Annotated in this window: 12 protein-coding genes; 11 read left to right on the forward strand and 1 reads right to left on the reverse strand. The window is 64.3% G+C overall.

The genetic code is table 11. The features are described from left to right. Positions 1-167: 167 nt before the first annotated feature. From VIM61_16385 to VIM61_16405, 5 genes are read left to right on the forward strand one after another with little or no spacing between them, the layout of a single operon-like run. Positions 168-788 carry a nucleoside monophosphate kinase gene (locus VIM61_16385; protein ID HEY8901989.1) on the forward strand — a complete coding sequence of 207 codons (621 nt, stop codon included), beginning with the start codon at positions 168-170 and terminating at the stop codon, positions 786-788. Between the two features lie 15 nt (positions 789-803). Next, positions 804-1,748, forward strand: a complete 945-nt coding sequence (gene fmt / locus VIM61_16390; protein HEY8901990.1) for a methionyl-tRNA formyltransferase — start codon at positions 804-806, stop codon at positions 1,746-1,748. A gap of 29 nt (positions 1,749-1,777) precedes the next feature. Then, positions 1,778-2,551 carry a UMP kinase gene (gene pyrH, locus VIM61_16395; protein HEY8901991.1) on the forward strand — a complete coding sequence of 258 codons (774 nt, stop codon included), beginning with the start codon at positions 1,778-1,780 and terminating at the stop codon, positions 2,549-2,551. Position 2,552: 1 nt separating this feature from the next. Next, positions 2,553-3,113 (forward strand): ribosome recycling factor, encoded by a 561-nt coding sequence (frr, locus tag VIM61_16400; protein ID HEY8901992.1) that lies wholly within the window; start codon positions 2,553-2,555, stop codon positions 3,111-3,113. Positions 3,114-3,118: 5 nt separating this feature from the next. Further along, positions 3,119-3,607 carry a hypothetical protein gene (locus tag VIM61_16405; protein ID HEY8901993.1) on the forward strand — a complete coding sequence of 163 codons (489 nt, stop codon included), beginning with the start codon at positions 3,119-3,121 and terminating at the stop codon, positions 3,605-3,607. On the opposite strand, the gene VIM61_16410 is transcribed toward VIM61_16405, so the two are convergent. Further along, a complete protein-coding gene (locus VIM61_16410) occupies positions 3,604-5,514 on the reverse strand; it encodes a glycosyltransferase family 9 protein (GenBank protein ID HEY8901994.1) in 1,911 nt (636 codons plus the stop codon). The two genes, VIM61_16405 and VIM61_16410, sit on opposite strands and share 4 nt — an antisense overlap. Here VIM61_16410 and VIM61_16415 point away from each other — a divergent pair. From VIM61_16415 to VIM61_16440, 6 genes are all read left to right on the forward strand, one after another. Further along, entirely contained in the window at positions 5,513-6,703 is a 1,191-nt protein-coding gene (locus tag VIM61_16415) for a 5-(carboxyamino)imidazole ribonucleotide synthase (protein HEY8901995.1), read from the forward strand. The two genes, VIM61_16410 and VIM61_16415, sit on opposite strands and share 2 nt — an antisense overlap. 100 nt (positions 6,704-6,803) lie before the next feature. Beyond that, positions 6,804-7,793 carry a MoxR family ATPase gene (locus VIM61_16420; GenBank protein ID HEY8901996.1) on the forward strand — a complete coding sequence of 330 codons (990 nt, stop codon included), beginning with the start codon at positions 6,804-6,806 and terminating at the stop codon, positions 7,791-7,793. A gap of 33 nt (positions 7,794-7,826) precedes the next feature. Continuing rightward, complete coding sequence (locus VIM61_16425) at positions 7,827-8,711, forward strand: DUF58 domain-containing protein (GenBank protein ID HEY8901997.1); 885 nt, start codon at positions 7,827-7,829, stop codon at positions 8,709-8,711. Then, positions 8,708-9,235, forward strand: a complete 528-nt coding sequence (locus tag VIM61_16430) for a DUF4381 family protein (GenBank protein HEY8901998.1) — start codon at positions 8,708-8,710, stop codon at positions 9,233-9,235. The genes VIM61_16425 and VIM61_16430 overlap by 4 nt, the downstream gene beginning before the upstream one ends. After that, positions 9,232-10,251 (forward strand): VWA domain-containing protein, encoded by a 1,020-nt coding sequence (locus tag VIM61_16435; GenBank protein HEY8901999.1) that lies wholly within the window; start codon positions 9,232-9,234, stop codon positions 10,249-10,251. The genes VIM61_16430 and VIM61_16435 overlap by 4 nt, the downstream gene beginning before the upstream one ends. Next, positions 10,233-11,875: VWA domain-containing protein (locus tag VIM61_16440; protein HEY8902000.1), on the forward strand; the 1,643-nt coding region annotated here is incomplete at its 3' end. The genes VIM61_16435 and VIM61_16440, both read left to right, overlap by 19 nt.

Below are 11,875 nucleotides of genomic sequence, written 5' to 3' on the forward strand. Positions count from 1 at the left end.
TTGCATTTTTTACAAGGTCCGCCGAGGGAAGGCGGCGAACGCCATCGACACCCCGCGAAAGCCTCCCCGACGGGGTGTGAGCGAGGAGCCGAGATCGAGCTTGGCGCGGAAGGATGCAAATGCTGGTATTTTTCCGCGAACGAGTCCGTTCCCCTCTTCACTCCTGAATGAAAAAATACCGCACTTACTTGATTTTTGGCGCCCCCGGCAGCGGCAAGGGCACGCAGGGCAAAACGCTGGGCACCATCCCGGGCTACTTTCATTGCGCCTGCGGGGATGTTTTTCGGTCCATCGATACGCGCACCCCGCTCGGGCAGAAATTTCTGGAATACTCCAGCCGGGGCGAGCTCGTTCCCGACGAGGTCACCGTGGAACTCTGGCGCGTTCGCATCGAGGCGGAGGTCGAGGCCCACACCTACAAGCCCGACATCGATATTCTCGTGCTCGACGGCATTCCGCGCAACGTCGCGCAGGCCGAGATCATGAGCGATCTCATTGATGTGCGTCGGATTTTTCATCTCTCCTGCCCCGACCGCTCCAAGCTCGTCAGCCGCCTGCAGAAGCGCGCGATCAGGGACAACCGCCTCGACGACGCGAACGAATCCGTCATTCGTCGCCGCCTGCAGACCTACGAGAACGAGTCGAAGCCGCTCTTGAATTATTATGGCCCGGAGCTGACTTACGACATCGACGCCACCGAGCCCCCGGTCGTCGTTTTCTCGAAGATTATTGCCGCGGCCGCGCAGGATGCGGAACGGGATCTTGCGGCCAGCATGGCCGCCGTCTAGGCCGAGCGGTTCCGCATGCGCGTTGTTTACATGGGCACCGGCGACATTGGGTTGCCGGCGCTGCGTTCCCTGCTTGCGCGCCCCGGCTGTGAGGTGGTGGCCGTGGTCACCCAGCCCGACCGGCCCGCCGGTCGCGGAAAACGCCTGCGCGCTCCGGAGACCAGGATCGTCGCGGAGGCGGCGGGAGTTTCCGTGCTCCAGCCCGAAAAAATGCGAGCCCCGGCGGCGGTCGCGGAGCTGGCTGCCTTTGCCCCGGATGTCATCGTGGTGATGGCCTACGGACAGATCCTTCCGCGCAGCGTCCTCGATCTTCCGCGTCTTGCCTGCCTCAATCTCCATGCATCGATCCTGCCGCGCCATCGCGGTGCCGCGCCCATCCAGGCGTCGATTCTCGCCGGCGACGCCGAGACGGGCGTCACCGTCATGCACATGGCCGAGGGCCTCGATACCGGCGACATGCTCCTGACCCGATCGTTTCCGATTGCTCCCGACGAAACCGGCGGCTCGCTTCACGACCGGCTTGCCGATCTCGCCCCCGAGGCGCTCGCGGCAGCGCTCGATCTGCTCGAGGCCGGTTCCGCTCCGCGATTTCCGCAGGACGATGCCCTCGCCACCTATGCCGGCCGGCTCACGCGCGACGATGGCCGCATCGACTGGACGCGGCCCGCCGTGGAGATCGAGCGGCTCGTTCGGGCCATGAATCCGTGGCCGGCTGCATCCACCGAGCTTCCCTTGGCGGATGGCACGCGGGCGAAAGTGAAGGTCTTTGCGGCGACCGTGTTGCCCGAGGTCGCTGGCGACCCCGGCGTGGTTCTCTCGACTGGCACGGCCGGCGTCGATGTGGCGACGGCGGGCGGCGGCCTGCGCCTGCTCGAGATTCAGGGCGAGGGCGGGCGGCGCATGGCGGCGGTGGACTGGCTGCGCGGGCACGCGGTTGTCCCTGGTGGCCGGGCCGGCTGAGCGCGGCGGGTTTTTCCTTCCCAAGGCCGGTGGCTTGCGATTTCATCCGCGAGCACAAGATGACCGAGCCCGCGACCCCGAAGTATAAGCGCATCGTCCTTAAAATCAGCGGTGAAGCCCTGCGCGAGCCGGGCAGTCGAGATAATATTTCGCCGCAGATCGTCAACTCGATCGCGAGCCAGATCGCGGAGATCCGCAGTCTCGGCGTCGAGGTTGCCGTCGTCGTCGGCGGGGGCAACATCTGGCGCGGCCTCGCGGCGAGCCACCGCGGGATGAACCGCACCACGGCCGACTACATGGGCATGCTCGCGACGGTCATCAACGGCATGGCGCTCATGAGCGGCCTCGAGGACATTGGCGTCTCCGTGCGCGTGCAGACCGCGATCGAGATGAACAACGTCGCGGAGCCCTTCATCCTCCGCCGAGCCACCCGCCACCTCGAGCTCGGCCACGTCGTGATCTTCGTCGCCGGCACGGGCAATCCCTTTTTCTCGACCGATACCACGGCGGCGCTGCGCGCGAACGAAATCGGTGCGCAGGTCATTCTCAAGGCCACGAAGGTCGACGGCATCTACGATTGCGATCCGATGAAGAATCCGGACGCGAAGAAATTCAGGTCGATCAGCTACGTCGATGCGCTCAGTCGCCGGCTCGAGGTGATGGATTCCACGGCATTCAGCCTTTGCATGGACAACCGCATGCCGATTATCGTTTTTGACATGTCCGACTCGACCAATATTCGCCGCGCCGTGCTCGGCGAACCTGTCGGCTCGCTTGTCTCGGACACCACGGAAGTTGCTTAAGATGGATTTGGACGAAATCATGCTGGAGGCCGAGGAGGCCATGGAAAAAGCCGTCGAGTTCATGACGCACGAATTCGCGTCGATCCGGACAGGCAAGGCCTCGCCGGCGCTCGTCGAGAACATGGACGTCGAGGCCTACGGGTCGAACATGAAGCTCAAGCAGCTCGCGCTCATCACGACGCCCGAGGCGCGCCTGATCGTGATTCAGCCGTTCGATGCCTCCACGACGCGCGACATCGAGCGCGCGATCAACGAGTCCCGCCTCGGCATCTCGCCCGCCGTCGATGGCAAGATGATCCGCATTCCGATTCCGGAGCTTTCCGAGGAACGCCGCCGCGATCTCGTGAAGACGATCAAGGGCATTGCCGAGGATACGAAGGTGCGCGTGCGCGCCTGCCGTCGCGACGCCCTCGATGGCGCGAAGAAACTCGAAAAGGAAGGCGACATTACCGAGGACGACCTCGAGTCCGCCGAAAAGGAAATCCAGAAGATCACCGACAAGCAGATCGCCTCGGTGGAACAGCATTTCTCGGCCAAGGAAGCCGAGATCATGAAGGTCTGATGCGCATGAACCGTCTATTCACCGGCCTGCTCGCGGGGCTTCTCCTAGCCGCAGGATTGACGGCCGAAGCCCGTGTCGTGCGGCCCGCTCCGGAATTTGCGTGGACGGATTATGCCGGCAAGGCGCGCGACCTGAAGAGCCTGCGCGGCCAGGCCGTGTTCATCCTCATCGCACCGTCCCCGCGGGACTGGACGTTCCGTTCGCAGGTGGGTCAGTTGCAGAAGGCCTACCAGCGCTTCGCGGCGAACAAGCTCGTGGCTTTCACGGCCTTCACGAATGAGGGCGGTGTGACGCGTTCGAACATTCCGTTCGTTCAGGTCAGCGATGCTCCGCGGGTGGCGTTTCTCTACGAGGTCACGAAAGGATTCACCATCGCGGTGATCGGGCCCGACGGCAATCTCGACTATCTCTCGACGAAGGTCGTTCCCGCCCAGCGCCTGCTGGACATCATGAACGCGAGCTTCGCCGTGCAGGAGAAGCTGCGACGGGATTAGTTCGTTGGGACGGCGGAATTCATCCGCTGGTTCACCTTTGCGATCACGGCTTCGGCGACTTCGTCGACCGTGATCGCCTCCATGCAGCGGAAGTCGAGAGGGCATTCCCGCTGAAAGCACGGGCTGCATTCGACCTGGTGCCGGATGATCGTGTGATCGGGACCGAGCGGGCGCGTGAGCAGCGGCTCCGTCGAGCCAAACAGCGCGACCACCGGCGTGCCGAGCGAGGCGGCAAGGTGCATCGTGCCGGTGTCGTTCGTCACGAGCGTGTGCATGTCGCGCAGCTCCTCGATGAGCTGGCCGAGGGATGTGCGTCCGGTGAGGTTCTCCACCTTGCCGTCGAGTCCTTCGAGTAATTCGTTCGCCAGCGGCACGTCCCTGCCGACGCCGACGACCACCCACGTGCAGTCGATCTGCGCGGAGACCTGCTGCATCATCCGGCGGAAACGCTGCGGATACCAGCGCTTCGCGCCCCCGTATTCCGCGCCGGGGCACACGCCGATGCGGATGGGCCCGGTCGGGCAGGGGGCCGTGGGGAACGAGAGGGGGATCGACGGAGCGCCCATTTTCTCGGCCATGCGCAGATAGCGGGCGGCATGATGGCGCGGGCGGATCTCCTTCTTCGGCTCGGGGATGATCTGGTTGAGCATCCACTCGCGATTGTGGCCGAGATAGCCGACGCGGCGGCGAATGCCTCCGATCCAGACTTCGAGCGCACTGCGGGCGGAATTCGGAAACAGCACCGCGACGTCGAAGCGACCGCGCAGGCGCCAGCCGACCTTGAAAACACCGGCGTCCTCGGGCACGCCGATCACTTCGTCGACCTCGGGCATCGAGCGCCAGTAGTCCGCGAGTTTGTCGCGCGTGAGCACGGTCACGCGGGCATCGGGGCGGCCTTCCTTGATCGCGCGAACGGCGAGGGAACTCATCACGGCGTCGCCGAGCCAGTTACTCGAGCGGATAAGAATGCGGAAGGGGCGGAGGGTCATGGGGTCGGTGCCTGCGGGTAAATAGAGGCCGCGCTTCGTCTGCGCGAGCAGGAAGTCCGGATGGGGAACCTTCCAGCGGTTATGAACCCAGAACCAGTCGGCGGGCGAGCGGCGGATCTGGGTTTCGAGCGTGCGATTGAGCGTGGCGGTAAGGGCATCGGCGTCGGAATCATTGTAATCGACTTCTGCGTCGACCACAAAACGCCAGCGGGCGAATCCGTCCGTATAGATCGCGCAGGGCAGCACCACGGCATTCGTGCGGGTCGCGAGCGTGGCCGCCAGCGGCGAGGTCGATGCCAGCGAGTTGAAAAACGGCATCCAGATGCCGGCATCTCCCGCGTGCTGGTCGATGAGCACACCCACGAGCCCTCCCTCGCGCAGAATGGACATCGCCCGCGCGACGCCGCGCTTGCGGTCGAGGGGAATGACGCCCTTCCGCCGCCGGTCGCCGTTGATGAGCTCGTCGACACCGCGATTGCGAATCGCCTGGTAGATCGTGGCCAACTGGTAACCGGGCCCGAGATGACTGAGCTGCGCAAAGAGTTCCCAGTTGCCGATGTGGCTGATGATGAGGACGACGCCTCGGTTCTTTCGAAGGGCTTCGAGGACCCTCTCGCCATTTTCGATCGTCAGGCAATCGTGGATCTGCGCCTCGGTCATCGCCGCCATCTTGAAGGCGCAGCACGCATTGGCGCCCAGCGCGGTGAAGTGGCGAAACGTCAGCCGGCGCACGGCGGCCGGGGATTTTTCGCCGTCGAACGCCCGCTGTAAATTTTCCCTTGCGAGCCGGCGGTAGCCCGGCAGGATCGCCCACAGCACCGCCCCGATCGACCAACCGAGGGCGAAGCAAACTTTGAGCGGAAGCGCCCGGATGGCCGTGACCACCACGAGCACGATGGCGTAAACCACGCGGTCCATGAATTTGAACGAAAAGCCCGAAACTACGGATTCCCCGGAGCGAACGCCAAGCAATTCAACCGTCCTGCCCGGCGCCACGATCGGCGTGCTCGGCGGCGGTCAGCTTGGGCGCATGCTCGCGATCGAGGCGGCCCGGCTCGGCTATCGCGTCAGCATTTTCGAGCCCGAGACCGGCTGCCCGGCAGGGCAGGTGAGTGTCGGCGAAGTGAATGCTCCCTATGACGATGATGCGGCGCTCCGGCGCTTCGCCGCGGGGGTGAACGTCGCGACCTACGAGTTCGAAAACATCCCGCTGCACGCGCTCGATACCGTCGCGGAGTTTACGTCGGTGCGTCCCCGCGGCGGCGCGCTGCACATCTGCCAGAATCGCGAACGGGAGAAGAATTTTCTGCGGGCGAACGGCATCCCCTGCGCGCCCTTCTGGGTGGTGGATTCCGCGGAGACACTGGCGGCCGCGCTCGAGGAGTTGAACGGTCCGGGCGTCCTGAAGACCGCGAGTTTCGGCTACGATGGCAAGGGGCAGATGCGCGTGCGCACCGGTGACGAGGCCGCCGATGTCTGGGCGCGCTTCGGCTCCGATCGAGCCGTGCTCGAGGGCTGGGTGGAGTTCTCGCACGAGCTGTCCATCGTGTGCGCCCGGGGCATGGACGGCGCGACGAGCGTGTTTCCCGTCGTGGAAAACCGGCACACGCACCACATCCTCGATTTCTCGATCGTGCCGGCGCGCATCCCCGACGCCGTGCAGGCCCAGGCTCGCGTGATTGCCGAGCGGATCGCCGAGACGCTCGACGTGGTCGGTCTCATTACGACGGAGTTCTTTCTCACGGCCGACGGTCGCCTGCTGGTGAATGAGCTGGCGCCGCGTCCGCACAATTCCGGGCACTTCTCGATCGATGCCTGCGTTACGAGCCAGTTCGAGCAGCAGGTGCGCGCGGTCTGCGGGCTGCCGCTCGGTTCGACCGAATTGCTGCGTCCCGTGGTGATGCTGAATCTGCTCGGCGATCTGTGGTCCGAGGGTGAGCCAGATTGGGCCGGCGTGCTCGGCGATCCCGACGTGAAGCTCCATCTTTACGGCAAGGGCGAGGCGCGTCCGGGGCGCAAAATGGGGCACCTTTGCGTGCTCGCGGATTCCTCGGACGAGGCGCTGGAGCGCGCCGAGGAGATCAAGTCTCGTCTCTCCGGGCGGTAGCAAAATCCGGCGGAAAAAATGAACGCCCGCCCGCCGGGGCTGTCAGATTCACCATTCGCGGGTTTCCCCCCGCTCGGTTTTACTCATCTCCTCACCCCATATGTCGGTCACCACGCAAGAGCTCAACAATCAGGTCCAGCAATCCAGCCAATGGGTGCAGCCCCTCCTTCAGGAAGTCAGTCGCGTCGTCGTCGGTCAGAAATCCCTCGTCGAGCGGCTTCTCATGGGCCTGCTCACGAATGGTCACGTGCTTCTCGAAGGCGTGCCCGGCCTCGCCAAGACGCTCACCGTGCGCACCCTGGCCTCGTGCATCCAGACGGGGTTTCAGCGCCTGCAGTTCACGCCCGATCTTCTTCCCGCCGATCTCATCGGCACGCTGATCTATAATCCCCGCGACAGCGCATTCACCACCAAGCTTGGGCCGATTTTTTCGAACCTCATCCTCGCGGATGAAATCAATCGAGCGCCCGCGAAGGTCCAGAGCGCCTTGCTCGAGGCGATGCAGGAGCGCCAGGTCACCATCAGCGACCAGACGTTCAAGCTCCCCGATCCCTTCCTGGTTCTAGCCACGCAGAACCCCATCGAGCAGGAGGGCACCTACCAGCTGCCCGAGGCGCAGCTCGATCGCTTCATGTTCAAGGTGCACGTCGGCTACCCGACGCGGATCGAGGAGCGCTCGATCCTCGACGCGATGGCGACGTCCGCCCCGCGGCTCGAGGTTACGCCCGTCGTGTCCGCGTCCGATATCATCGCCGCGCGCGACGTGGTAAATGCGATCTACGTCGATGATCGCGTGAAGAATTACATCGTCGACATCGTCTGGGCGACGCGCGAGCCGCGCTCGTTCAATCTCAAGCTCGACGGCCTCATCCGCTACGGGGCGTCGCCGCGCGCAACGATCAATCTCACCCTTGCCGCGAAGGCGCGCGCCTTCCTCTCCGGCCGCGGCTACGTGACGCCGCAGGACGTGAAGGACATCGGCGCCGACATCCTCCGCCACCGCATCGCGGTGAGCTACGAGGCCGAGGCCGAGTCGGTGACCAGCGAGAGCATCGTCGAGCGGATCTTTGCCGGTCTGCCGGTCCCCTGATTTTCGTCGACGCCAGGTCGTCTCATTACTGCCATGCAAGAGCCGGGAGAAATTCTGCGGAAGATTCGTCGCATCGAATTGCGCACGCGCCGCCTCGTGAACGCTTCGTTCGCGGGCGCCTACCAGAGCGTGTTCAAGGGCCGTGGCATGAACTTCGAGGAGGTGCGCGAATATGCCGCTGGCGACGACATTCGTTCGATCGATTGGAACGTCACCGCGCGCATGAACACGCCCTATGTGAAGAAGTTCACCGAGGAACGCGAGATGACGGTGATGTTGCTCGTGGATGTGAGCGCCTCGGGAATCTACGGCAGCGTCGAGAGCAGCAAGCGCGAGCTGGCGGCGGAAGTCGCGTCCATCCTTGCGTTCAGCGCGATCCAGAACAACGACAAGGTCGGGCTGATCCTTTTCACCGACGAGGTGGAGTTGTTCATCGCGCCGAAAAAGGGCCGCCTGCACACGCTGCGCGTGATCCGCGAGATGCTCTACTTCGAGCCCAGGCGCCGCGGCACGAATGTGGGGGCCGCCCTGGAATATCTGAACAAGGTCACCTCGCGTCGGGCCGTCGTTTTCATGATCTCCGATTTCCTGAGCCCGGACTTCGTGAAGCCGCTTACCGTCGCGGCAAAGCGCCACGATCTCGTGGCGATGCCCGTGATCGATCCCGGTGAGGAGGAGCTGCCGTCCGTCGGTATTCTTACGCTCGAGGACGCCGAGACCGGCGAGCAGATCGACATCAATACTTCCAGCCGTGTCGTGGCGAATGCCTACGCGGCGATCGAAGAAAAGCGGCACGTCGATCTCGCCCGGTTGTTCCGGCAGCGGCGGATCGATTCCATCCCGTTGCGCACGGACACCGATTACCTGCTGCCGCTGCGTTCCTTTTTCGAAACCCGTGAACGGAGGCAGGCCGCGTGAACCCGCAAGCCGCTCCCACGCCGGCTCCGCTGCACGACATTGCCGGGCCCATTGCATTCTTTCCGTATCCGATCTGGGTGGTCGCCGCTGCAGGCGTTTCGGCTCTGGCGTTGCTTGCCCTCCTCGGGTGGTTTTTCTTTTTCCGGGCGCGACGTCCGGGGCCGGTGCCGACTCCCGCGGAGCGGGCCATGGCCGAACTCGCCCGGCTGCGCGGCGGAGTGGCGACGACGGAGCCGTATGCCTTCAGTATCGCGGTTTCGAACGTGCTTCGCAGCTATCTCAGCGAGGCGCGCGGCCTGCGCGCCACCACGCAAACTTCGCGAGAGTTTCTGGAGAGCATCAGTCGCGGACAGGTCTTCCGGGACGAGGAGCGTGAGGCCCTGGCGGCGTTTCTGGAAAAGGCGGACCTCATCAAGTTTGCCCGCATGGATGCGTCGGCGGATGACTGTGCAGGTCTGCTCGAGAGCGCGGAACGTCTCGTGAAAAGTGGGACGGAACAAACAACGGAGGCGGCGGCAAAATGAGCGGCGTGGATTTCTTCGGGATCACGTTTGCGCTGCCCTGGGCGCTGGCGTTGCTGCTGCTCATTCCGCTGCTGGCCTGGCTGAAGGGGCGGTTCGGCGGAACTCCCGGCGTGATCTTCTCGTCCACGGAAACGCTTCGGAGCATCGGCGTGCGGCGGCGTTCGAGGGCCGGCGATCTGCTCACGGCGCTGGCGCTGGCGGCCTTTGCGGCTTTCGTCATTGCCTTCGCCCGGCCGCAGCTCGGCAAGACGATCACGCGCACGCAGGCCAGCGGCATCGACATCATGCTCGCGCTCGACGTGTCGGGATCGATGATGGCCGAGGATTTTTCGATCGGCGGGCAGCGTGCGAATCGCCTCGATGCGGTGAAGCAGGTCGCGCAGAAATTCATCGAACAACGCCCGAATGATCGCATCGGCATTGTCGCCTTCGCCGGTCGGCCGTATCTCGTGAGTCCGCTCACGCTCGACCACGACTGGCTCATCCAGAATCTGGATCGCGTGAAGCTCGGCATGGTCGAGGACGGCACGGCCATCGGGTCCGCGCTCGCCTCGGCAGAGAGTCGTCTCAAGGACAAGAAGGCGAAGACGAAGATCATCGTGCTCCTCACCGATGGCGACAACACCGCCGGCAAGGTGCCGCCGCTGACGGCTGCGGAGGCTGCGAAGGCGCTGGGCATTCGGGTTTACACGATTGGCGCCGGCACTCGCGGCATGGCGCCGTTCCCCGTGCAGGATCCCTTCGGTCGCACGTTCTACCAGAACATGCCGGTGAAGATCGATGAAGAGACGCTCAAGAAGATCGCGGAGATTTCCAGGGGCGAATACTTCCGCGCGACGGACACGCAGTCGTTGCAGGAGATCTTCGGGGAAATCGACAAGCTCGAAAAGACCAGGATCGAGGTGGAGAAGATCGCGCAGTATCGCGACCTTTTCCCGTGGTTCCTCGCCGCGGGCATTTCCTTCCTCGTGCTGGAAATCGCGGCTTCGCAAACGATATGGAGACGACTGCCCTGAATACCGGACTGACCTTCGGCGAGCCGATGTGGCTGTGGGCGCTGCTGCTGGTGCCGGCGCTCGGCGGCCTGTTCCTTTGGGCGCAGGCGAAGCGGAAGACTTTGATCGCGCTCGTGGTGGCGCCGCGGTTGCGGGAACAGCTCGCCGCGGGAGTGAGTCCGCTGTTGCGGGGGCTGCGCGCGGGGCTCGTGTTGCTGACGCTTGTATTTGCGGTGCTCGCCCTGGCGAAGCCGCGCATGGGAACGATCGAGCGAGAGATCAAGACGCACGGCCGCGATGTGATTTTCGCCATCGACACCTCGCGCAGCATGCTGGCGACCGACGTGTCACCGACCCGTCTCGCGCGGGCGAAGCTGCTCTCGGAAGATTTGCTGCGGTTGCTTCAGGGCGATCGCATCGGGCTCGTGGCCTTCGCGGGCGGCGCCTTTTTGCAGGCTCCGCTCACGCTGGATTACAACGCGGTGCGCGCGTCGCTCGATGAGCTCGATACGAATGTGATTCCACGCGGCGGCACGAACATCGCGGCGGCCATCCAGACGGCCACGGAGGCGTTCGGCAAGGCCGAGGGCGTGGTGCGCGCGCTTGTCATCATGACCGATGGCGAGGAGCTCGATGCGGATGGCATCGCGGCGGCGAAGAAGGCCGCTTCGCAGGGCGTGCGGATTTTTACGGTAGGCATTGGTTCGGGTGAGGGATCGCTGATCCCGATCGAGACCGAGGATGGCCGGCGCGATTACGTGCGCGACGAATCGGGCAAGCCCGTGCAGTCCAAACTCGATTCCCGCCGGCTGACGGAGATCGCCGAGGCGACGGGCGGATTTTACGCGGCGCTGTCGCCCGATGTCGCGAAGGAGATTTTTTCGAAGGGCATCAAGCCGATGGCCGCCCACGAGACGGGCATGCTGTCGGCGCGGCAGCCGATCGAGCAATACCAGTGGCCGCTCGGCGCGGCGATCCTGTGCCTGATGGCGTGGGTGCTCCTCGGGGAAGGCCGCGGCCGGGCGAAGACGCGGGCCGTTGCAGCCCGGGCGGCGACGGGAGTGGCGGCGTTTTTGCTGGCGACGCTGGCCTCGGGTCATGCGGCGGACACCGGGCTGGAGCAGTATCAGAAGGGCGACTACGCGGGCGCGATGAAGTCGTTCGAGCAAAGCGCGACGACGACGCCGGAGAAGGAAAAGGCGCGGTTCGATGCCGGCGCCGCCGCCTACAAATCGGGGGACTTCGCGAAGGCGGTCGATCATTTCACCGGTGCGTTGTTGTCGGAGGATCGCTCACTGCGGGCGCGCGCGGCTTATAACCTGGGGAATGCGCTGGTGCGTCGCGGGGAGAAGGCGACGGCAACCGAGGCGAAGGAGAAGGATTGGAAGGATGCGATCTCGCACTACGACGAGACGTTGCAGATCAAACCGAACGACGCCGATGCGAAGGCAAACCGCGACATCGTCAGAAAGATGCTCGAGGACCTGAAGAAGCAACAGGAACAGCAGAAGCAGGACCAGAAGCAGGACCAGAAGCAGGATCAGAAGCAGGATCAGAAGCAGGATCAGAAGCAGGATCAGAAGCAGGATCAGAAGCAGGATCAGAAGCAGGATCAGAAGCAGGATCAGAAGCAGGATCAGAAGCA

Source organism: Chthoniobacterales bacterium (genome assembly GCA_036569045.1).
Taxonomy (GTDB): Bacteria; Verrucomicrobiota; Verrucomicrobiia; order Chthoniobacterales; family JAATET01; genus JAATET01.

What these genes read in the sequence shown, in the direction of transcription:
- VIM61_16385 (HEY8901989.1), top strand. Translation starts at nt 168, where the DNA reads ATGAAAAAATACCGCACTTACTTGATTTTTGGCGCCCCCGGCAGCGGC.
- fmt (HEY8901990.1), top strand. Translation starts at nt 804, where the DNA reads ATGCGCGTTGTTTACATGGGCACCGGCGACATTGGGTTGCCGGCGCTG.
- frr (HEY8901992.1), top strand. Translation starts at nt 2,553, where the DNA reads ATGGATTTGGACGAAATCATGCTGGAGGCCGAGGAGGCCATGGAAAAA.
- VIM61_16405 (HEY8901993.1), top strand. Translation starts at nt 3,119, where the DNA reads ATGAACCGTCTATTCACCGGCCTGCTCGCGGGGCTTCTCCTAGCCGCA.
- VIM61_16415 (HEY8901995.1), top strand. Translation starts at nt 5,513, where the DNA reads ATGAATTTGAACGAAAAGCCCGAAACTACGGATTCCCCGGAGCGAACG.
- VIM61_16410 (HEY8901994.1), bottom strand. Translation starts at nt 5,514, where the DNA reads ATGGACCGCGTGGTTTACGCCATCGTGCTCGTGGTGGTCACGGCCATC.
- VIM61_16420 (HEY8901996.1), top strand. Translation starts at nt 6,804, where the DNA reads ATGTCGGTCACCACGCAAGAGCTCAACAATCAGGTCCAGCAATCCAGC.
- VIM61_16425 (HEY8901997.1), top strand. Translation starts at nt 7,827, where the DNA reads ATGCAAGAGCCGGGAGAAATTCTGCGGAAGATTCGTCGCATCGAATTG.
- VIM61_16435 (HEY8901999.1), top strand. Translation starts at nt 9,232, where the DNA reads ATGAGCGGCGTGGATTTCTTCGGGATCACGTTTGCGCTGCCCTGGGCG.